Here is a 21,732-nt window from a genome sequence, read left to right on the forward strand (position 1 = left end):
CCCTGAAAAAGCGTTGTAAATTATCTGAGCCGGGCCGAAGCCGGCTATTAATACTGGCTGCGGATCGGTGCCTGAACTTCACCATTACCAACCTGGATGCTCAGCAGATTCGCTATGCGTTTCGCCACCAGTTCAATATCAAATGCGGCCGCCGAGGCAGGACTGAAATCATAAACTGACTGCTGTGATGCATTTGCTTCCGCCACGCTTTCATCACGGTGGACAACGCCGAGCAGGTTATCGCCCAGACGCTGCTGCATGAATGACGTCACTTCCCGGCTAATATTGCGGCGATTATCGCTTTGGTTCAGCACAAAATAGTGGCCATGTTTATTATTCAGCGGCTGACCAATCATGCGGTTATTTTCAATCTGCGGCAGCAGTGACACCGACGCCGTATCCGCAAGCATCACGACCAAATGCATATCGGCAAGTTGCTGCATCGCTTTAAGCGCCGGCCCCGGACCGGGAGGAAAATCAGCCACAATCACCAGGCCGGGGTAATTCAGCACGGTATCCAGACCACGCCGCAGAAAATGGGCGTCGCTGGCAAGCTTGTGTTCAAAGCGTTCACGCTGCTCCTCTGTAACGTCACCATAGGGCAGCACAAAAATATTTCCGCCGGTGGTCAGAATCGACTGGCTCCAGTCAGCCTGCTCTTCGGAACGCGCAACAAAGCCACGTCCATCCTGCAGCGGCACACCAAAATGCAGACGCAGCGCATTCTGCACATCAAAATCAATTGCCAGCACCTTGCTGCCGGCGCGCGCCAGACTCCACGCAAGGTTGGCCGCCATCGTGGTCTTCCCTACTCCCCCTTTTGGCGAGCACACACAAACTAACGGCATAACGCAATCTTCTCCAGTAGCGGTTTAAGGGGTGTCTCTTTGGACAATACAGCGGGCTCAGCCGGACGCGAACGAAACAGCGTACTGAAGCGTGCAGAGGCGGACGGAGTGACCGGAGCCGGGGCTACTGCGGCGGCCGGCACCGCGCTGGCAGGCGGTAGCGGAGCAGCAGGGCGGGTCACGACCGGCTCAGGAAGCGGAGGCGGAAACAGTGAGCCGGCATGCTGCCGCTCAACGAGCACTGCCGCTGGCATTGCTGCCGGCGCGCGCTTTTGTGGCGACGGCGGCGGAAACAACCCACTGCTGCCCGGTGCGGCTTCGCTGGCTGGCGCGCTGGCCGTCTGACTGAGAACAGAGGTGCGGTGCTCAGCCGGAGCACGCGGAGCGGCTGGCATAGCTGGCGCAGCAAATGCTTCAGGGCCAGCGGGCTGCGGCTGCGGCAGATCGATACGCTGCCCCTGGCCCAGTTCCGGCGCGTCATCTGTGCTCAGCTGGCGCAGAATAGCCCACTGATGATGATCGGCGCTCTGCGCCTGACCCGACATATCTTTGAAATCGATATCAAGCGTCTGCGTTTTCTCTTTGAAACGCTGCAGATCGTCATAATTCTTCATGATCAGTGCCTGTGAAAGCAGAGGGAATTTTTTGGCGAATATAGCACACACATTAAAAGACGGTGAGAAAATTCTGATTATTAAAACCGCATATCTGATTAAGCGGTTTTATCTGCAGGCGTGAGAAACCAGCTGTCTTGCCGGCAGGAAATGCGCCGCAAAAAGCGCCTTATGCATTGCCATTAACCAAAACGAACGATGAACTTATATCCATATAACTCAATGTAAATAAAGGATATTCATGAATTCAGCGTTGCGTATTTTCGCCGGTTGAGCCTGCAACGCCTGCGCGCTTATTTCAGAATTTGTCTTAGCGCGCGGCGCGGGATGTTCTGTCGCTGACTATCAGATAACGTAATATGATAAATTTCCGGCAGTTTTGTCAGCCAGCCTGATAAAGATTAGCATCACTGAACTGTTTTTGCTGAAAAAAGAAAGGCTCCCGCGGGAGCCTTTCTTATTAATGGCGTTAATCAGGACGTTTCCAGCGGCTGGTTTTCATCCTGATCAACGGCAAAGCAGGCCACCTGCTGATCGCCATAGCGTTTGAGTTTTGGCTGCAACTGTACGCAGGTGCCAAAACGGCGACGGCAGCGCGCGTTGAACGCGCAGCCTGGCGGTGGATTAAGCGGACTGGGCAGCTCACCGGTCAGTTTAATGCGCTCGCGACGCTCATCCGGATTAAGGCGTGGCGTGGCAGAAAGCAGCGCCTGCGTATAAGGATGGCGCGGATTGCTGAAGATCGCCTCTTTACTGCCTTTTTCCACACAGCGTCCGAGGTACATCACCATGACTTCATCGGCGATGTGCTCGACCACTGAGAGATCGTGCGAAATAAAGACGTAAGAGAGGCCGAGATCCTGCTGCAAATCCATCATCAGATTCAGCACCTGCGCACGTACAGAAACATCCAGCGCTGAGACCGGCTCATCCGCGATCAGGACATCCGGATCCAGCATCAGCCCGCGCGCAATCGCAATACGCTGGCGCTGACCACCAGAGAACATATGCGGGTAGCGATCGTAATGTTCGGTCTTGAGACCCACTTTCGCCATCATTTCCAGCGTTTTTTCACGCCGCTCTGCTTTGCTCAGCGCGGTGTTAATAATCAGCGGCTCTTCAAGGATCTGGCTGATTTTTTTGCGCGGGTTGAGCGAGCCGTAGGGATTCTGAAAAATGATCTGAATTTTCTGCCGGCGCAGTTTTTGCGCCTGCGGATCGTGCTTCAGCAAATCCTGTCCGTGCCAGTAAAGCTGGCCTTCGGTCGGAGTTTCAATCATGGTCAGCAGACGACCCAGCGTGGATTTTCCGCAGCCCGACTCGCCCACTACCGCCAGCGTTTTACCCCGCTCAAGGTTAAAGGAGACGCCGTCCAGCGCCTTAACCAGACGCTCCTGACCAAACAGGCCTTTCTTAACCGGGTAGTGTTTTTTCAGGTCAATCGCCTGCAGCAGGTAATCCTGCTTCGTGTTATCAGGACTCATAGGTCGGTCTCCCGGCATCATCCAGTGGGAAGTGACATTTAGACTGGCGGCCCGGAATGTCGCGCAGCGCAGGTTCTTCGGTACGGCAGCGATCGGTCACATAGGGGCAGCGCGGATTCAGCAGACAGCCGGAGGGGCGGTCATATTTACCCGGCACCACGCCCGGCAGCGAGGCCAGCCGCGCTTTGTCTGCCGCAAACTCCGGCAGCGCCCGCAGCAGCGCCTGCGTATAGGGATGACGCGGCGCTTTGAAGATATCCACGGCTTTGCCGCTCTCCACGACCTGTCCGGCATACATCACAATGATGTGATGCGCCGCTTCGGCAACCAGCGCCAGGTCATGGGTGATGAGGATCAGCGCCATGTTCTCCTGCTTCTGCAGCGCCAGCAGCAGTTCGATGATCTGCGCCTGAATGGTGACATCCAGCGCCGTGGTTGGCTCATCGGCAATCAGCAGTTTAGGCTTGCAGGCGATCGCCATGGCGATCATCACGCGCTGGCTCATGCCGCCCGACAGCTGGTGCGGATAGACATCCAGCCGCGAGGCCGGATCGGGAATGCCGACCTGCTCCAGCAGATCGATGGCGCGCTGACGCCGGGTGCGTTTACTGCCGCCCTGATGCACCTTGAGCGCTTCCATAATCTGAAAGCCGACGGTATAGCAGGGATTCAGGCTGGTCATCGGGTCCTGGAAAATCATGGCGACTTCTGCGCCAACCAGCTGCCTGCGCTCTTTTTCTGAAATCTTCTGCAAATCACGCTGGTTAAACTCCAGCTTCTCTGCCATGACCCGGCCAGGAAAATCGATCAGGCCCATAATCGCCAGGGAGCTGACCGATTTACCGGAGCCTGATTCACCGACAATCCCTACCACCTGGCCCTGCTCTACCTGATAACTGATGCGGTCAACCGCACGGAACGGTGTTTTTTCGTCGCCGAAATGCACCGATAACTTCTCTACATTTAATAACGCCATCTCGGTGCCTCTTTTACTGCTTGAGTTTCGGGTCGAGTGCATCACGCAAACCATCGCCCATGAGGTTGAATGCCAGAACCGTCAGCAGAATGACCACTCCAGGGAAGGTCACTACCCACCAGGCACTTTGCGCATACTGCAGCACGTCGGAGAGCATGGTGCCCCACTCCGGCGTCGGCGGCTGCGCCCCCATTCCGAGAAAGCCCAGCGCCGCCATGTCGAGGATGGCGTTGGAGAAACCGAGCGATGCCTGCACAATCAGCGGAGCCAGGCAGTTTGGCAGAATATTGATGAACATCTGACGCAGCGTGCCCGCACCGGCTACGCTGGAAGCGGTCACGTAATCGCGGTTAACCTCCACCAGCACCGCTGCGCGCGTCAGGCGGATATAGTGCGGCAGTGCCACAAACGTCAGCGCCAGTGACGCGTTGACGATGGAGGGGCCGAAGATCGCTACCAGCACCAGCGCCAGCAGCAGACTGGGCAGCGCCAGCATGATATCGACCAGACGCATAATAGTGGCATCCACTACGCCACCGAGATAGCCCGCCATCAGGCCAAAGATCACGCCGAAAATCAGTGACAGCAGCACGACCAGGCAGCCTACCAGCAGCGACAGGCGTGCGCCGAACATCAGGCGCGACAAAATATCGCGACCCACATCATCGGTGCCGAGGATATAGCTCCAGCTGCCGCCTTCCTGCCATATCGGCGGATGCAGCAGCGCATCGCGGAACTGCTCCGCCGGACCGTGCGGTGCCAGAAAATCGGCAAAAATCGCAATCAGCAGCATCAGCGTGATGTAGACCAGGCCGATAACCGCGCCCTTATTACGTTTAAAATAGTGCCAGAATTCCTGAAACGGGGTCATCGGCTTTGGTGCGGCAGTTACGCGCGCGGGTTCAACAGCAGACATAACTCCCCCTTATTTCTTATGTCGGATGCGCGGGTTAACCACGCCATACAGCAGATCAACCAGCAGGTTGACCAGAATGATCAGGATGGCAACCAGCAGCACGCCGCCCTGCACCACCGGATAGTCACGGCGCTGCAGCGCTTCAATCAGCCAGCGGCCCAGCCCCGGCCACGAGAAGATAGTTTCGGTCAGAATCGCCCCGGCCAGCAGCGTACCGACCTGCAAACCAATAACGGTGACGACCGGCAGCATCGCGTTGCGCAGCGCATGCACGACGATCACCCGCATACGCGTCAGTCCCTTCGCGCGGGCAGTGCGGATATAATCCTCGCCCAGCACCTCCAGCATGGAGGAGCGCGTCATACGCACAATCACCGCCAGCGGAATAGTGCCCAGCACAATCGCCGGCAGGATCATATGCATGACCGCATCTTTAAAGTCGCCCTCTTCTCCCCACAGCAGCGTATCGATCAGCATAAAGCCGGTCAGAGGATGGCTGTCATCAAGGAAGATGGTATCGCTGACCCGGCCCGATACCGGCGTCAGGTTAAGCTGCACCGATACCAGCATGATCAGCATGATCCCCCACCAGAAAATCGGCATGGAGTAACCGGTCAGGGAGATACCTACGGCGGTATGATCGAAAATGGAGCCGCGCTTTACGGCGGCCAGTACGCCCACCGGGATACCCACGGCGATCGCAAACAGCATGGCGCAGATGCCCAGCTCCAGCGTCGCCTGGAAGCGCGGTACAAACTCATCCCATACCGGAATGCGGCTCTTCAGGGAAATACCGAGATCGCCGTGCAGCACTCCGTTGATATAGGTGATGTACTGCTTCCACATCGGCTGGTCGAGGCCAAACTGCGCCATCAGCTGTGCATGACGCTCCGGAGAGATACCGCGCTCGCCCGCCATGATCAGCACCGGATCGCCGGGGATCAGATGAACAAACGCAAAGGTCAGTAAGGTAATACCGATAAACGTCGGGATGACAAGGCCCAGACGTCGGAGTATGAATTGCAGCATAAGCCGGATTCTCTGTCATTCTCCCGCAGCGGGAAGTCGTCACGGGACTACATTGCTCACAACGCGCGGTCGGCAAAGCCGGACGCGATGCAGGCAGCGCTTCAGTAAAAGTATTTGCCGGAAAAAAGTACGGGGTGCGGATGGCAAAGTGCGTATCCGAGGGCCAGCAGGCTGGCCCTCACCGTGATAATCCGAAAGGGTTATTCCTGAATATCGACGTTTTCGAAGTGATGCTTACCTAATGGATCCACCACATAGCCACTCACTTTCTTGCTGACAGGCTCATACACGGTTGAGTGGGCAATGATCAGCGCCGGAGCCTGATCGTGCATAACAACCTGTGCCTGCTTGTAGAGCGCAATACGTTTGTTGTGATCGGCTTCGGCACGTGCCGGCTGGATCAGATCTTCAAACGGCTTGTAGCACCAGCGTGAGTAGTTGGAGCCATCTTTCGCAGCGGCACAGCTGAACAGCGTGGCAAAGAAGTTATCCGGATCGCCATTGTCGCCGGTCCAGCCCATCATTACCGTCTGGTGTTCACCTGCTTTGGCGCGCTTGAGATATTCGCCCCACTCATAGGTAACAATTTTGGCTTTTACGCCAATCTTCGCCCAGTCAGCCTGAACCATCTCAGCCATGCGGCGCGCGTTCGGGTTATAAGGACGCTGCACCGGCATTGCCCAGAGATCGATAGAGAAGCCATCTGCCATGCCAGCTTCTTTCAGCAGCGCTTTGGCTTTTTCCGGATCGTAAGCGTAATCCTTGATCTCGTCGTTGTAGCCCCACATGGTTGGCGGGATCAGGTTTTTCGCTGCCTGCCCGGCTCCCTGATAGACCGCATCGATGATCGCCTGCTTATTCACCGCCATGGTCAGCGCCTGACGTACTTTGGCGTTATCCAGCGGCTTTTTCTCTGTGTTGAATGAGAGATAACCTACGTTCAGGCCAGGCTGCTCCATCAAATTGATTTTGCTGTCTTTCTTCATGCTGGCGATGTCAGCAGGATTCGGATAAGGCATTACCTGGCACTCGCCCTTCTGCAGCTTGGCGTAGCGCACTGATGCATCTGGCGTGATAGAGAAGACCAGGCGATCGATTTTTGGTTTAGTCCCCCAGAAGTCCGGGTTCGCTTTATACAGAATGCGTGAATCTTTCTGATACTGCTGCAGCACAAATGGACCGGTGCCGACCGGATTAAGGTCGAGTTTTTCCGGCGTGCCGGCTTTCAGCATGTTATCCGCATACTCTTTGGAAAGAATAGAAGCGAAGTCCATACCCAGGTCAGCGAGGAAAGGCGCTTCAGAACGGGTCAGGGTAAAACGCACGGTGTGATCGTCAACTTTCTCAATTTTGCCGATCAGCTTCGGCATATCCATGCCTTCGAAATATTCGTAGCTGCCGCCAGAGACACCGTGGAATTTATTGTTTTTATCGAGCTGGCGCTCAAATGAAAACACCACGTCGTCGGCGTTAAATTCACGCGTAGGCTTGAAATCTTTTGTGCTCTGCCACTTTACGCCCTGACGGAGATGAAAAGTGTAGGTCTTACCATCTTCACTGACATCCCACTTTTCAGCCAGGCCTGGCTTCAGTTCCGTGGTGCCGGTTTTAAACTCCACCAGACGGTTATAGATAGGGACCGAGCTGGCGTCATAGGTGGTGCCAGAGGTAAAGAGCTGCGGGTTGAAACCTTCCGGCGAGCCTTCTGAGCAGTAGACAAGGGTCTTCGCCTGAACACCGGCGGCGACGGTCATCGCAATCAGGCTGAGACCGGCCTTTAGCATCCTGGATTTAGCCCGGGAGTTCATCATGTTTTGCTCCATTGTGATGTGATGTTGTGTGCATCGCCCGCCCTCTGATTTTTTTATGCGGTACGGGCAGGTCTGACAGCGACCAGAATGTGAGCGGTTATTGTTGTTGCCCTGGCGGGATTAACCAGCCGGATGCGTCCGTCTCTACATCTTACTGAGGCATCAATTTGTCAACAGTTGCAACGAACGTCAATACAATGTGGGGTTATTTACACAGAGTGTGAGTAAGTGCAAGCAACGATAAAAAAGAGTGTTGGAGAGAGAAACCGATATATAAAGCGGTGAAAAAGCGCTCGATACCGCTGGATTATCTGGCGCTTGCGTCAGATAACAGTGATTATCACCGTTAAAAAACATCTTAAAGTTGTCGGTAAATGTTGAATATCTGAACGATTCCCTGTGCGTTATGACGTTCAGGCAGCGAAATATGCTGGCGTAATGGCATAAGAAATCAGCAAAAAGCAAAAGCTGGTCATAAGCAGAATGCGTCGCGAATTAAGAAAGGTGCTTTGATGCAGCAAGGGATGAAGAGCGGTGTTGAGGGATAATAAGGTTTATCCCGGTGATGATTAATGGAACGCGTAAATTGATGACTTTGCCTGGTCGCTGCCGGGATGTGAGTCTGGCTCAGGGAAGGCCAGTAAATCCTCAGTCATCACCGAAGCCGGATAAAGGGTGAAATGCGGGGCCGTGGAGTAAAGCATCACACGCCATGGATGGCGTGTGCCGGGCGATCAGGGATGAGGCAGCGCCTTTACGGAGCGGTCGCGTATTTCACCCTGAGAGTGCAAATACGACAGACGAAAAAAAACCTGCTTTTCGCAAAGCAGGTTTCTTAAATGATGGTCGGCGAGAGAGGATTCGAACCTCCGACCCACTGGTCCCAAACCAGTTGCGCTACCAAGCTGCGCTACTCGCCGATGGGGGCGAATATTACTGCTGCGCCTTTACAGCGTCAATCCCTTTTGCCTTTAAAGCTGCCTGATTGCCTGAAAAGCAGGCAACCCGCGCGGTTAAGGTGATCCCGCGCGGGTAGATCGGTTACAGACTGCTCTGCGCTTTAGCGGCGGGCGCCTGACACCAGTTGTTCGCCGGATTGATACCGCCATTGGGTGAGGTGTAGCCCAGACAGCCCAGTACGGTATCAAACAGCTCAACGTGACGGTGTGTTTTACCGATACGCTGCTGCGCCTGCAGCCGCTCAAAGTTGCTGCGGTTAACCGGATCGTCCAGATATTTATCGGACGCCCAGACCATCATCGGCACGCGGAACTGCTCAGGCGGCGCCATCTCACGCGGGGTTCCGTGCAGATGCATATTTTCGCTGATTGATTCACCGTGGTCTGCCGCATAGAACACCAGCGCTTTTTTATCACGCAGCTGATCCAGTACGCTGTCGAGCATGGAGTCCACATACAAAACGGAGTTGTCATAAGCGTTGATCAACTGTGCCTTGCTGCAGGTGTCATCCACACCCATGCATTCAGGCTGATAACGTGCAAAGCTGCGCGGATAGCGCTGCGAGTAAAGATAGTGTGAGCCTTTGGTATGCAGCACTACCAGATGTTTGCCTTTCGGAAAACGCTGCAGCGAAGCCTGCAGTTCCGGCACCAGCAGCATATCGTCCACCGCTTTACCCTGATTACGCTTCTCTGAGCCGATCTGCTCGCGGAAAGAGAAATTATTCACATCGGCATTGTCATAAAACCAGACCTCACTCTGCATAGCGAACAGCTCAGAGGTAAAGCCCAGCTCTTTCATGACGGCAAACACATTCTGCTCTTTCAGCGTACGGCCCGGGTTATCCATGGTGCCGCCTTCGCGAACAAACATGCAGCGCAGCGACAGCTTGGTTGCGGTATCGCAGGATTCCCCGCGAAACGCCACCAGGTTTTTCTCTTTGGAGAGTTTTGGTGTGGTATCGCGATCGTAGCCCAGCATCCCCATGTGATCCCAGCGCGTGGTTTCACCGATCACAAACACTACGTAGGTGTCATCAATGCCCGCCGGTGCGACATAGGTAAAGTTTTTCGCCGGATCAAACAGCGCTTCGCTGTCCAGCTTTTCATCCACTTTAGTCCAGGTGAACAGGCCCAGCGCGGCGATCCAGTTAGAGGGCAGATAAGAGTGTGCCACTACCCCGCCGTAGCTGGGCAGATCGATATTCGTGATCTCTTCCTGCGTTTTCTGCAGTTTGTCAAAATAGCGGATCGGCAGCCATACCAGCGCCACGCTCAGCAGCAAAATGGCTACCGGCTTCAGACGCTGCCCCGGTGTTTTCAGCTGCTCGATCAGCGTCATACGCAGCCGGTTGCGCCAGATCAGCAGCAGCGGCAGCGCGCTGACCAGCACCATCCAGACAATAAAGTGCAGGCCGATCACTTCTTTCGAGAGATCGATGTCGGTTGTCATGACCGACGCCACAATGCCGTAGCCGATTACGACATTAAAGAAAGTCATGTAATACGCTGCGGCCACTGAAATCACCACCAGCAGACTGGCCAGTACGCGGTAAGCCCATTTTCCTCCCAGCGAAAGCAGGCGCATCAGGAAAAAGGTAAGCAAAACAGCGGCTGTGACTTCAGCAACAGCAGAAAGCCAGTCGGACAGGGTTGATTTGGTTAAGAAGCCGTCAAAGCGGCGGTAAAAAATTGGCAGGTTTAGCAAAATGCCAAGATAAAGTGCGAGCAGCAGAGAGAGCTTCTGCTGTGTTAAGCTTTTGATGTAATTCATTTAAATTTTATGTTCCCGACCCGGTGTCGATTTATCACCGTTCCTGTGACTCTGTTCAGACAGCAAGGTTCGCTTTGAGAATGGAAAAGCGTGACGTATCGAGCAGGATCGGGACGAATCTGAACCGAAAATAACTGCGATGCCGTATTAAGCGCAGCAGTAGAACATTTAACCAATGGTTAGACCAGATTTTTTTGTCTGGCGCAAAATCGGGCAAATAAAAAAGGCTCCCGCAGGAGCCTTTTTAATCACGTACCGGCTTAGTTGATGATATTCAGCGTGACGTCGATATTGCCACGGGTGGCATTGGAGTAAGGACACACAATGTGTGCGGCATCAACCAGCTTCTGTGCTTCTGCAGTATCCATCTCCGGCAGGTGAATATTCAGCGTAGCTTCAATGCCAAAACCGGTCGGGATCGGGCCAATGCCGACTTCGCCTTCAATCCACGCCTCTTTTGGCATGGCGATTTTGTCGCGGCTGGCAACAAATTTCATGGCGCCGAGGAAACAGGCTGAATAACCCGCAGCGAACAGCTGTTCCGGATTGGTCGCCTCACCGCCGGCACCGCCCATCTCTTTTGGCACGCCCAGCTTGACGTCCAGCACGTTGTCAGAGGAGGTTGCACGACCATCACGGCCACCGGTTGCTTTTGCTTTAGCGGTATACACTACTTTCTCTAAAGACATACTTTATCTCCATTCGCTATATAATAGTGCGCTACTTATTCGCGCCGGGGTTAATGCTTTCTTACCTGCGCAGTCAGCCTGCGCGGTTCAGATTAGTTCGCAGCATATCAAGCTGCTGTTTCAGCGCTGCCATTGTGTCGGTATCGCAGGCAGTGGCACACTGCACCGCTTCCGGAATCGCAGCGGCACGCGCCTGTAACGCACGTCCCTCATCGGTCAGCGTCACCACGACCTGGCGTTCATCCTGGCGTGAACGCTGCCGGCGCACCAGCCCGGCAGTTTCCATTCGCTTAAGCAGCGGCGTCAGCGTAGCGGAATCAAGAAACAGCTGTTCGCCAATCTCTGACACCGTGACATCATCCTGCGCCCAGAGCACCAGCATCACCAGATACTGCGGATAGGTGATATTGAGCGCTGCCAGCTGCTGACGATAGACTTTATGCATCGCCAGATTGGCTGAGTAGAGTGCGAAACAGAGATGCTGATCAACCTGGAGTGGCGGACGCTTCACTTTTTTGCCATCTTGATTACTGTTCATGCAAACCAATATAGATAGCGCGCTAGATAATTGCAAGCTACTTTTCACGGGAGAGTGAAGATGCAGGATTCACTGGAGGAGCAGGCGCGTCGTTTTGCTACTGAGCTTCATGCGGCTACAGGCCAGCGGCGTAAATATACCGATGAGCCCTATATCGTTCACCCGCAGGCAGTGGCTGAACTGGTGCGCAGCGTCACCGATGATGAAGAGATGCTGGCTGCTGCCTGGCTGCACGACACGGTAGAAGACACATCCAGTACGCTGCAGGATATTGAGCAGCAGTTTGGCCAGCGCGTGGCCGGGCTGGTCGCTATGCTGACCGACAGCGCGCAGCCGCAGGCCAGAAACCGTGCGGCGCGCAAGCTGGCACATTTTCGGCATACGGCAGACGCCTCGCCCGACGCGCAGACCATCAAACTGGCAGATATTATCGATAATACCCGTGCAATAGTGCAGTTTGACCCGGATTTTGCGCGTGTCTATCTGATTGAGAAGCAGGTGCAGATTCAGCTGCTGCTGCAGGGCGATAAACAGCTCTGGCAGCAGGCACATCAAAATATTAAACAGGGATTGCAGCAGTTGTCGCAGCCTCCCTATAACGTTCCGGAAAGCTGGTTTGCCCGTCAGGCGGCTAAGTTTGAAACGCTGGAATAAAAAACCCGCCGTGCAGGCGGGTCGGAGAAGCGGTAATTCTGTTACTCAAGCAGCTGCCGTCCCAGATAGGGATTCGCCTGCAGCAACTTCATCAATTTGCGTGCCGTAGCGGAGGGGCGCGTGCGTTGCGCTTCCCAGCTTTTCACTGATGAGACGCTCACCCCCATTACGCGGGCGAATTCATCCACCTGCATGCCGGTCATCTCACGTAAACGCTGTGGCTCGGGAACTGACACCGTGTTAAGTGCAATATCTGATACAGAAGGCTTGGCATCACGTGTCAAAACAATTTGCTCAAGACTGCTGAGTAATTCAACCATTGGATCTTTTAATTCCATAGAGAACTCCTTAAAACTCACTATGAAGCACGTGAAAGTAGAGAGGTAAGCATCAAATGATGCTGAAACCAGGCTTTATCAGGCTGCATCCCGCAGCGGTTTGGACGTTAGAGTTATAAAACCGTTACGGGACACAGCCTGCTGGACGCTGCAAAACATGTCAGCGCAATGCAATAATTGCCGGGTTTCTTAGTATGGGTCAGATTCCAGGAATTGCTGCCTGTTTTTTGATTATTTTTTCATCTTGCTTATGGCTAAAACCTGCAATAACACTTAAGTGCCTGTCAGGTAAAAACTTGCTGTCTGTCACACTCTGAACCCACCCGGAATAGAGCAAAAATAGCGCCAGGTTTACATTCCGCATCCTGCAGGGCTTTTGCGCCACCGCTGTGGCATTTTTGCGCGGATCATGCGCAATAATAGAGCAGGCATGCACCCGTCTGATGCATATTAAAAGAAAGGTGATGAATGAGGCCGGCCTTACTGCGCGTTCTCCTTCAGATTACCTGCCGGTCAGGAGATAAAACGCGGCAGCTGCCCTGCAGCGGCTTACCGGAGAAAGACCCCTTAATACGCCGTGCTGGTGCGCTAACCTGAGCGTGCCGCGCTGCACATCTTTCGGTCATTGTGCAGGCCAGGCCATTGCACTATTCTTTAGGACCATTCTCAGCGATTCATACATTGCCATTTTGTCACGACAGGAGTTGAAACATGGCGTCAGGAACTTCCCGCATCTGGATGCGTACCGGCATGCTGCTTGCCAGCGCGCTGGTTGTATTACAACTCACCGCCTGCGGTGACAAAGAGGGCGATCAGCGCAAAGCGTTTAACGATTTTCTGCAAAATACCGTGATGCGCAGCGGTGAACATCTGCCGGCGCTGAGTGAGAATCAGAAGCAGACCTTCGGTAACTATGCCAGCGACTATGCCATTCTGTATGGCTTTTCTCAGCAGGTGAGCCAGGCCACGGAACAGGGAATGCGTCCGGTTGTCGATGAGCTGGCTGCAATTCGCGTTCCGCAGGATTATCTGACCCGCCGCGATACCCTGCGCCAGGTCAGCGGTAATCTCAGCGTTCTGACTCAGCAGATCCAGAGCGCGAAAATGCAGGCCGACAGCAGCAAGGCCACGCTTAAACAGCCCGACGATTTGAAAAAGTCGTATGACGCAGCCTACGCGAAAGTGGTTACCCAGCCGGCAGGTACGCTGATCCCGCTGCTGCCTAAGCTGCAGGCGCTGAGCCAGAGCGCAGTACAGACCGGTGACTATCTGCAATCGCAGGGAACGCGTGTCAGTTTTAATGATGGCGGCGTACAGTTCCCGACGCAGGATCAGGCCACCCAGTACAATGCGCTCATGAGCGAGCTGTCAGCAAACGCGCAGGCGCTTACGCAGGCGCAAAATGCCGTACAGGGTTCCTGGCAATAACGCTGGGCTCGGGCAGTATCACCACTGCCCGATTCTTGCTGCGCTTCGCTTTATAACGGTCTGCCGCTTTATCTGCCCGCCTGTGATCTGGCGCAATTATGACCAGAAATTGTTTGTGACTGGAATCACACTTTTGTAATAAAACCTCATCGCTAAAAGGTGAGTCTTATCACAAAAAGGCCGCTTTTTTGCGCAATTTTCCGGCACTGCTGTTTTTTTAAGCCGCTTTTGTGTGATGCAAATCACGTTACACCCCCCTGCCCACCCCATTTTTGCGTGATATAGATCACACTAATTCAGGACGCTACGCACGCCCCTTAACTAGTGCTAGAGTCCGCCTGCATACAGTAATGCCGCGGCCCCCGCCGTAACGTCTCAACAAAAACAAATGCGCGCTCCTGTTGCAGCGCGTCTCAATAAGGGGTGGGTTTATGTCCTCATCAGTCAAGGTCAGAGTGCAGAGCTTTGGTCGCTTTCTGAGTAATATGGTGATGCCTAACATCGGTGCGTTTATCGCATGGGGTATCATCACCGCGCTGTTTATTCCAACCGGGTGGATCCCGAACGAAACGCTGGCGAAGCTCGTCGGTCCGATGATCACCTATCTGCTGCCGCTGCTGATCGGCTTTACCGGCGGCCGTCTGGTTGGCGGCGATCGCGGTGGCGTTGTCGGTGCGATTACAACCATGGGCGTCATTGTCGGTGCTGATATGCCGATGTTCCTCGGCGCTATGCTTGCCGGACCGCTGGGCGGCTGGGCAATTCGCGCGTTTGACCGGGCCGTTGACGGCAAGATCAAAAGCGGTTTCGAAATGCTGGTGAATAACTTCTCCGCCGGCATCATCGGTATGCTGCTGGCGCTGCTGGCGTTCCTGGCGATTGGTCCGCTGGTGCAGGGGCTGTCGCACATTCTCGCCGCCGGGGTCAACCTGATGGTGCAGAACAACCTGCTGCCGCTGACCTCTATTTTTGTTGAACCCGCAAAAATCCTGTTCCTTAACAACGCTATTAACCACGGCATTTTCTCGCCGCTGGGTATTCAGCAGGCGAGCGAAGCAGGTAAATCGATCTTTTTCCTGATTGAAGCCAACCCAGGCCCGGGCATGGGCGTGCTGGTTGCCTACATGATCTTTGGTCGCGGCAGCGCTAAACAGTCAGCGGGGGGTGCAGCCATTATCCACTTCCTGGGTGGTATCCACGAAATTTACTTCCCGTATGTGCTGATGGCACCGCGTCTGCTGCTGGCGGTGATCCTGGGCGGTATGACCGGCGTATTTACGCTGACGCTGCTCAATGGCGGTCTGGTTTCGCCGGCTTCACCAGGTTCCATTCTGGCCGTGCTGGCGATGACGCCGAAAGGCGCCTATTTTGCTAACGTTGCCGCTATCGTGGCCGCATTTGCCGTCTCTTTTGTTGTCTCTTCCATTCTGCTGAAAACCAGCAAAGTCAAAGAAGAGGATGATATTGAAGCGGCCACCCAGCGTATGCGTGACATGAAAGCGCAGTCGAAAGGTCAGCCGGTTGCAGGCGCGCCGGTTGTGGCCGACGCTAACAGCGTAGACGTAAGCCACGTGCGTAAAATCATCGTTGCCTGTGACGCCGGTATGGGCTCCAGCGCTATGGGTGCCGGCGTGCTGCGCAAAAAAGTTCAGGATGCGGGCCTCACCAGTGTCTCGGTGACGAACAGCGCGATTAACGCGCTGCCGGGTGATGTTGATCTGGTGATCACGCACCGCGATCTCACAGAGCGGGCAATGCGACAGGCACCTCAGGCACAGCATATCTCGCTGAATAACTTCCTTGATAGCGCGCTCTACACCAACCTGACCGAGCGTCTGGTGACGGTAAACCGCAGCGTGACGCATCGCGAAACGGTGCAGACAACGCTGGGAGACAGCTTTGATAATGAGAATACGCACCTGTTTAAGCTCGGTACTGATAACGTATTCCTCGACCTGACCGCCAGCAACAAAGAGCAGGCGATCCGCTTTGCCGGTGAGCAGCTGGTAAAAGGCGGCTATGTCCAGCCAGAATACGTTGAAGCGATGCTGGCGCGTGAAAAGCTGACGCCAACGTATCTGGGTGAGTCGATTGCGGTTCCGCACGGTACGGTAGAAGCGAAAGATCGCGTGCTGAAAACAGGCGTAGTGTTCTGTCAGTATCCGGCAGGCGTACAGTTTGGCGATGAGCCGGATGAGGTTGCACGCCTGGTAATCGGCATTGCGGCCCGCAACAATGAGCACATTCAGGTGATCACCAGCCTGACCAACGCGCTGGATGATGACAGCGTGATTGAACGGCTGGCGCAGACCCGCAGCGTGCAGGAAGTGCTGGATCTGCTCTCAGGCAGCGGCGTAAAAGCGTAATCAGCCAGCAGTTTTTTCCCCGGGGCGGGCAGGCCCGCCCTGTTTTCGGGGCGGAAATGCCCGCCCTTTCGCTATTTGAGATGGGTCAATTTTATGAAAGCGTTACATTTTGGAGCAGGCAATATTGGTCGCGGATTTATCGGCAAACTGCTGGCAGATGCCGGTATTGAGCTGATCTTTGCTGACGTCAATCAGGTCGTCCTGGACGCCCTCAACGCCCGTCACGCCTATCCGGTTCATGTTGTTGGCGAACAGGCAAAAACGGAAACGGTCACCGGCGTCAGCGCCGTTAACAGCACCAGCGATGACATCATCGCGCTGATCGCTGAAGTCGATCTGGTCACTACCGCCGTCGGACCGCAGATCCTTGAGCGTATTGCCGGCAGTGTGGCACAGGGTCTGATCGCACGTCACGACCAGGGAAATACGCAGCCGCTCAATATCATCGCCTGCGAAAATATGGTGCGTGGCACCAGTCAGCTAAAACAGCATGTCCTGAAGGCGCTGCCGGCGCAGCACCACGCCTGGGCAGAAGCGCACGTCGGCTTTGTTGATTCCGCGGTGGATCGCATTGTTCCCCCTTCTGAAGCCGGCAGCAGCGATCCGCTGGAAGTGACCGTTGAGACCTTCAGCGAATGGATTGTTGATAAAACGCAGTTTAAAGGCACGCTACCGGCGATCCCGGGCATGGAGCTGACAGACAACCTGATGGCGTTTGTTGAACGCAAACTCTTTACGCTTAACACCGGTCACGCCATTACCGCTTATCTGGGCAAACTGGCGGGTCATGCGACCATTCGCGATGCGATCCTGGATAGCCGCATTCGCGCGGTGGTTGAGGGGGCCATGCAGGAGAGCGGCGCCGTTCTGATCAGGCGCTACGGTTTTGATGCAGAAAAACATGCGGCGTACATCAGCAAAATCCTTACCCGCTTTGAAAACCCTTACCTGAAAGATGACGTCGAGCGTGTGGGACGTCAGCCGCTGCGCAAGCTGAGCGCGGGCGATCGTCTGGTTAAACCGCTGCTCGGTACGCTGGAATATCAGCTGCCGCACGGTAATCTGGTGCAGGGGATCGCGGCCGCAATGCACTATCGCAGCGATGCCGATCCGCAGGCGCAGGAGCTGGCCACGCTGATCGCGGAACAGGGCGTAGCGGGCGCGCTGGTAAACATTTCCGGACTGGAGCCGGAGAGCAAGGCAGTACAGGCTGTGGTGAGCGCTTACGACGCTATGGCATAATGCGCGCCCTCTGGTGAGCAAACCGGGCGCAACCACGTTGCGCCCGCAGATGGTAGCTGAACGATGCAGGCAATGATGGAAGAGAAGCAGGCTTTTGAAAACCAGGTGCTTGAGCGCCTGAACGCCGGTCGTTCGGTGAGAAGCTTTCTGATTGCTGCAGTTGAACTGCTGGCAGAAGCGGTTAATCTGCTGGTGCTGCAGGTCTTTCGCAAAGATGATTATGCCGTAAGGTACGCCGTTGAGCCGCTGCTGCTGGGAGATGGCCCGCTGGGCGAGCTGTCGGTCCGGCTTAAGCTTGTTTACGGGCTTGGCGTGATTACGCGTCAGGAGTATGAGGATTGCGAACTGCTGCTGACGCTACGCGAAGAGCTGAATCACGACGCCAGCGACTATCGCTTTACCGATGATGAAGTGCTGGGCCCGTTTAATGAACTGCACTGCGTGGTCGCCTGGCCGCCAAAACCCGACTTCATCCGCGATGATGAGGCGCTGCGCATTATGCAGCAGCAGCGTTATCTGCAGATGGTGCGATCCACCATGGTGCTCTCTCTGACCGAACTTATTTCACGTATTTCGCACAAGCAGGCATTTAAAAAGCCCGCTGTCTGACGTCAGGCAGCGGTGTATCGAACAGTCATACTGCCCGCCCGGCATAAATTAATGTATCCTTTCCCTGTTTTCCTTAATGAGTTTTTCCAATGAAAGAACAAGTCAAAGCCGAGATCAAACGCCTCAGCGATCAGCTGGACGCACTGAACCGCAAAGAGCCCCAGCTGCTGGAAGCGGGTGACGCTGAAAAGCTGGGCGCGCTGCTGAAAGAGAAAGAGACGCTGGTGCAGGAGATTGAACGTCTGCGCGGCGTGCGTGATGAAAAGCTGAGCAAAGAAGCACAGCAGCTGCAGCAGCTGCCATTCAGCCGTGAAATCACGAAAAAAGAGCAGGCCAACATGGGTGCGCTGAAGAAAAGCGTGCGCGGCCTGGTGGTAGTGCATCCGATGACCGCGCTGGGACGTGAAATGGGTCTGAAAGTCATGACCGGCTACGCAAAACAGCCGTTCTGAAGCTGTTCAGGCTGCACGGTTTGCGCGGTGAGCGCAGCCGGCGGCCTGCTGAACCTGCTCTTTCAGGCTATCGAGCAGCGTGTAGCGCCGGCGATATTCGGCGCGTTTTTTACTGGCTATCTCCTCCAGCGCTTTGCGCTCCATCTGCCGCGGCAGCGTAAAGCAGCCATCGGCTCGCTCCTCGCCGCCCAGCGACAGCCAGAACTCACTGTAGCTGGCAAAAAACTTATCCCCTTTACTGTGCCGATAGCGCAGGCTGCGGAACACATGCGTGGTGTCGCCGACGGCGGCTATCGCTTCTGCGCCACACGCCTCCGCCAGCAGAAACAGCGCTTCCATTAGCACGCGCTTGGGAAACAGACCGTGCGCCGCTTTAGTCGCTTCGCGGATCGCTTCCGACGGAATATGCTTGCGCGGCCCCTGCAGTCCGCCAATAAACAGTGTGCGCCGCTGCGGCTCGCCAATCAGCGAGAATGAGAGCGAGGCCAGCAGCATATCCTGATAGTGCAGCGTCAGCGTCAGCTCACCTTCGCGATCGTAATAGCCGGAGCTGCAGGCAATCGTAAACTGCTCTTCATTTCTGCCGCTGAGCCGGGCAACAGGCGTACCGGCCGGGTTCAGCATCATCTGACGCAGATCGGGATTCGTGAGCTGCGCAACATGCTGGTAGTGCTGCACAATGGCGCGTGCGCGCTGCGCCACGCTAAACCGTGAACAGAGATAGGGACGATGCGGCTTGGCAGGCAGCAGGCCCTGGCTGGCCATCAGCTGCGGCAAAAACGGCAGCTGTGCTAACTGCTGCAGATAGGTCAGCGTCGTGAGCGGATAGAGCGCCGATCGCAACGCAAATTTGGTACGAAAGCGGCCGCTGTGCCAGAGATTATCAGGGCGCAGTTTGCCGCTGATCAGCGGAAAAAACAGCGCTGACGAAGTGAGATCGCCCGGTTCAGTGTGTGTAATTGTTGTCATAAGGAGCTTAACGTCTCGAAAAAACCTGCTGCAATGTTAAGCACAGCCGCTTCAACGATTCGTTAATGACCCCGCCCCGTCAGAATGAAACGGTTTGCTGTTTAGCCGGGGTTTAGGTTGCCGTTATGCAGACAAAAAAAACCGGTGACATGCACCGGTTTATAACGCAGAAATCAGCGCTGATTATTTTGCTGCAGCAAAACGTGCTGCCGCTTCGTCCCAGTTCACTACGTTCCAGAACGCTTTGATGTAGTCCGGACGCTTGTTCTGATACTTCAGGTAGTAAGCGTGCTCCCAGACGTCCAGGCCCAGAATAGGATAGCCAGACGCACCGGCGATCGCTTCGCCCATCAGCGGGTTGTCCTGGTTAGCGGTAGAGACCACGGCCAGCTTATCACCCTGCTTAACCAGCCATGCCCAGCCGGAACCAAAACGGGTAGCAGCGGCTTTTTCAAACGCTTCCTGGAAGTTTTCAACGCTGCCGAAATCTTTTTCGATAGCCGCTTTCAGATCGCCCTGCAGCGTGGTGCCGGTCTTCAGACCTTTCCAGAACAGGCTGTGGTTAGCGTGGCCACCGGCGTTATTACGCAGCGGGCCTTTTTTGTCTGCTGGCAGCTGATCCAGTTTGGTAATCAGCTCATCAACCGGCAGATCGGCGAATTCGGTACCTTCCAGCGCTGCGTTAGCGTTGTTTACGTAGGTCTGGTGGTGTTTGGTGTGATGGATTTCCATCGTCTGCTTGTCGAAGTGCGGTTCCAGTGCGTCGTAGGCGTACGGCAGGGATGGCAGTGAATAACTCATGTTCTTCCTCTCCATTTAATGTTTTGCAGCATCACCTTACCAGTGTGCCGCGTAAGCAGTGGGATCATTATAGTTAAAATCATGATCCATAAAAGGGTTATCAATGCCGTAGAAACGATAAGGGTTTGTGGCGCAGCGGCCTGAAACGGCTACCGCAGCCGCTGCGGATGGGTATAGATCGTTGCCCGCCCCGGTTTGCTGAAGCCCACCAGCGTCAGATTACTGCGCTGCGCAACTTCTACCGCCAGCTGGGTGGCTGCCGAGACCGCAAACAGAATTTCCACGCCACACATGGCGGATTTCTGCACCATCTCGTAGCTGGCGCGGCTGGAAACCAGCACCGCCCCCTGCTGCCATCGCTGCTGACTGCGCAAACCCAGCAGCTTATCCAGTGCAACGTGCCGTCCCACATCTTCACAACCGCCCGGCAGTAATCCCTCGGATGAGAGCCAGGCAGCAGCGTGCGTACAGCCGGTAAGATTGCCCGCGGGCTGATAATCACGCAGCCGGGCCAGTGCGCCGTCCAGCAAAGCGAGGTCAAACGTCTGGGTAAAGGGCAGCGGCTGGAGCGGTTTACCAATCTGCTCCAGCTGCTCAACGCCACAGACGCCGCAGCCGGTTCGCCCCGCCATCGACCGGCGCTGCGCTTTTAGCGCCATAAACCGGCGGCTGGCAAGCTCAATCTGCACCTCGATGCCGTTGCAGCCCGGCACCACATCGATACCGTAAATCTCAGCCGGTTGTTCAATAATTCCTTCAGATAGCGAGAAGCCCAGCGCAAATGCCTCAAGGTTATCGGGCGTCGCCATCATTACCACGTGTGAAATGCCGTTATAGACCAGCGCTACCGGCACTTCCTGCGCCAGCCAGTCGGTTTCGGCCGTTTCGGGCGTCTGGCGCTGCCACACTTCAGCCTGGCTTACACCGGCGATCGTTTTCACAGGTTGCTCACCTGCCTGCTGTTTTGCTGTCACGTTATCTTTCTCTTATTGCACCCATCAGAAAGCGGCGGGCCTCACGGCCTGGAGGGTATACCGGCTGCCGGTTCAGATGCTGAGCATGAACGTCAGCCGAAAATTTTTCTTCAACTTATGTGCTGGGCGTCCGGCAGCAGCAGAGTCACCTGCCCGGCTGGCTGCCGTTACCGGCAGTTAATCGTCTGTCAGGCAGCCGCCTGAGTGTCAGGCTGCTATCATCAGCGTAGTCGTGCTGCTTTCATTGTTGGCAGCGTTATC

20 protein-coding genes and 1 tRNA gene are annotated in these 21,732 nt (G+C 55.3%); 6 read left to right on the top strand and 15 right to left on the bottom strand.

Annotated features, from left to right (window positions below; genetic code table 11):
• Positions 1-47: 47 nt before the first annotated feature.
• The 11 genes from bcsQ to BBA90_RS02900 all read right to left on the bottom strand — a co-directional run bounded on the left by bcsQ (position 48) and on the right by BBA90_RS02900 (position 11,638).
• Complete coding sequence (bcsQ, locus tag BBA90_RS02850; RefSeq protein ID WP_065647833.1) at positions 48-848, bottom strand: cellulose biosynthesis protein BcsQ; 801 nt, start codon at positions 846-848, stop codon at positions 48-50.
• Positions 839-1,462: a cellulose biosynthesis protein BcsO gene (bcsO, locus tag BBA90_RS02855; RefSeq protein WP_065647834.1), complete on the bottom strand. Its 624-nt coding sequence runs from the start codon at positions 1,460-1,462 to the stop codon at positions 839-841. The genes bcsQ and bcsO overlap by 10 nt, the downstream gene beginning before the upstream one ends.
• 473 nt (positions 1,463-1,935) lie before the next feature.
• Complete coding sequence (dppF, locus tag BBA90_RS02860) at positions 1,936-2,946, bottom strand: dipeptide ABC transporter ATP-binding subunit DppF (RefSeq protein ID WP_065647835.1); 1,011 nt, start codon at positions 2,944-2,946, stop codon at positions 1,936-1,938.
• A complete protein-coding gene (gene dppD, locus BBA90_RS02865; protein WP_065647836.1) occupies positions 2,936-3,922 on the bottom strand; it encodes a dipeptide ABC transporter ATP-binding protein in 987 nt (328 codons plus the stop codon). The genes dppF and dppD overlap by 11 nt, the downstream gene beginning before the upstream one ends.
• A 13-nt stretch (positions 3,923-3,935) precedes the next feature.
• Positions 3,936-4,838 carry a dipeptide ABC transporter permease DppC gene (dppC, locus tag BBA90_RS02870; protein WP_065647837.1) on the bottom strand — a complete coding sequence of 301 codons (903 nt, stop codon included), beginning with the start codon at positions 4,836-4,838 and terminating at the stop codon, positions 3,936-3,938.
• Positions 4,839-4,847: 9 nt separating this feature from the next.
• Complete coding sequence (gene dppB / locus BBA90_RS02875) at positions 4,848-5,867, bottom strand: dipeptide ABC transporter permease DppB (RefSeq protein WP_065647838.1); 1,020 nt, start codon at positions 5,865-5,867, stop codon at positions 4,848-4,850.
• 200 nt (positions 5,868-6,067) lie between these two features.
• Positions 6,068-7,678 (bottom strand): dipeptide ABC transporter periplasmic-binding protein DppA, encoded by a 1,611-nt coding sequence (gene dppA / locus BBA90_RS02880; protein WP_065647839.1) that lies wholly within the window; start codon positions 7,676-7,678, stop codon positions 6,068-6,070.
• 843 nt (positions 7,679-8,521) lie between these two features.
• Positions 8,522-8,598 (bottom strand) — tRNA-Pro (locus tag BBA90_RS02885).
• A gap of 121 nt (positions 8,599-8,719) precedes the next feature.
• A complete protein-coding gene (gene eptB / locus BBA90_RS02890; RefSeq protein WP_065647840.1) occupies positions 8,720-10,411 on the bottom strand; it encodes a kdo(2)-lipid A phosphoethanolamine 7''-transferase in 1,692 nt (563 codons plus the stop codon).
• A 260-nt stretch (positions 10,412-10,671) separates the two neighbouring features.
• Positions 10,672-11,100: an organic hydroperoxide resistance protein gene (locus BBA90_RS02895; protein ID WP_065647841.1), complete on the bottom strand. Its 429-nt coding sequence runs from the start codon at positions 11,098-11,100 to the stop codon at positions 10,672-10,674.
• Positions 11,101-11,173: 73 nt separating this feature from the next.
• Positions 11,174-11,638 (bottom strand): MarR family winged helix-turn-helix transcriptional regulator, encoded by a 465-nt coding sequence (locus tag BBA90_RS02900; RefSeq protein ID WP_065647842.1) that lies wholly within the window; start codon positions 11,636-11,638, stop codon positions 11,174-11,176.
• Positions 11,639-11,698: 60 nt separating this feature from the next.
• Between BBA90_RS02900 and BBA90_RS02905 the strand changes: the two genes are divergently transcribed.
• Complete coding sequence (locus BBA90_RS02905) at positions 11,699-12,292, top strand: HD domain-containing protein (protein WP_065647843.1); 594 nt, start codon at positions 11,699-11,701, stop codon at positions 12,290-12,292.
• A gap of 41 nt (positions 12,293-12,333) precedes the next feature.
• Here the strand turns inward: BBA90_RS02905 and BBA90_RS02910 are convergent, their stop codons facing one another.
• Entirely contained in the window at positions 12,334-12,630 is a 297-nt protein-coding gene (locus tag BBA90_RS02910; RefSeq protein ID WP_039381633.1) for an HTH-type transcriptional regulator, read from the bottom strand.
• Positions 12,631-13,341: 711 nt separating this feature from the next.
• On the opposite strand from BBA90_RS02910, the gene BBA90_RS02915 reads away from it, so the two are divergent.
• The 5 genes from BBA90_RS02915 to BBA90_RS02935 all read left to right on the top strand — a co-directional run bounded on the left by BBA90_RS02915 (position 13,342) and on the right by BBA90_RS02935 (position 18,727).
• Positions 13,342-14,058, top strand: coding sequence for a DUF3053 domain-containing protein (locus BBA90_RS02915; RefSeq protein WP_065647844.1), 717 nt, complete (start codon positions 13,342-13,344; stop codon positions 14,056-14,058).
• A 431-nt stretch (positions 14,059-14,489) separates the two neighbouring features.
• A complete protein-coding gene (locus tag BBA90_RS02920) occupies positions 14,490-16,424 on the top strand; it encodes a PTS mannitol transporter subunit IICBA (RefSeq protein WP_065647845.1) in 1,935 nt (644 codons plus the stop codon).
• Between the two features lie 93 nt (positions 16,425-16,517).
• Entirely contained in the window at positions 16,518-17,666 is a 1,149-nt protein-coding gene (mtlD, locus tag BBA90_RS02925; protein ID WP_065647846.1) for a mannitol-1-phosphate 5-dehydrogenase, read from the top strand.
• 63 nt (positions 17,667-17,729) lie between these two features.
• On the top strand, positions 17,730-18,275 hold the full coding sequence (gene mtlR / locus BBA90_RS02930) for a mannitol operon repressor MtlR (protein ID WP_206099886.1): 546 nt from the start codon (positions 17,730-17,732) through the stop codon (positions 18,273-18,275).
• An 89-nt stretch (positions 18,276-18,364) separates the two neighbouring features.
• Positions 18,365-18,727 (top strand): YibL family ribosome-associated protein, encoded by a 363-nt coding sequence (locus BBA90_RS02935; RefSeq protein WP_065647847.1) that lies wholly within the window; start codon positions 18,365-18,367, stop codon positions 18,725-18,727.
• A 6-nt stretch (positions 18,728-18,733) separates the two neighbouring features.
• On the opposite strand, the gene BBA90_RS02940 is transcribed toward BBA90_RS02935, so the two are convergent.
• The 3 genes from BBA90_RS02940 to fdhD all read right to left on the bottom strand — a co-directional run bounded on the left by BBA90_RS02940 (position 18,734) and on the right by fdhD (position 21,438).
• Complete coding sequence (locus tag BBA90_RS02940; protein ID WP_065647848.1) at positions 18,734-19,696, bottom strand: VirK/YbjX family protein; 963 nt, start codon at positions 19,694-19,696, stop codon at positions 18,734-18,736.
• A 183-nt stretch (positions 19,697-19,879) separates the two neighbouring features.
• Positions 19,880-20,497 (bottom strand): superoxide dismutase [Mn], encoded by a 618-nt coding sequence (sodA, locus tag BBA90_RS02945; RefSeq protein ID WP_065647849.1) that lies wholly within the window; start codon positions 20,495-20,497, stop codon positions 19,880-19,882.
• 149 nt (positions 20,498-20,646) lie between these two features.
• Positions 20,647-21,438: a formate dehydrogenase accessory sulfurtransferase FdhD gene (gene fdhD, locus BBA90_RS02950; protein ID WP_065647850.1), complete on the bottom strand. Its 792-nt coding sequence runs from the start codon at positions 21,436-21,438 to the stop codon at positions 20,647-20,649.
• Positions 21,439-21,732 lie beyond the last annotated feature (294 nt).

Origin of the sequence: Pantoea eucrina (assembly GCF_001691555.1) — a bacterium.
GTDB lineage: Bacteria > Pseudomonadota > Gammaproteobacteria > Enterobacterales > Enterobacteriaceae > Pantoea > Pantoea borealis.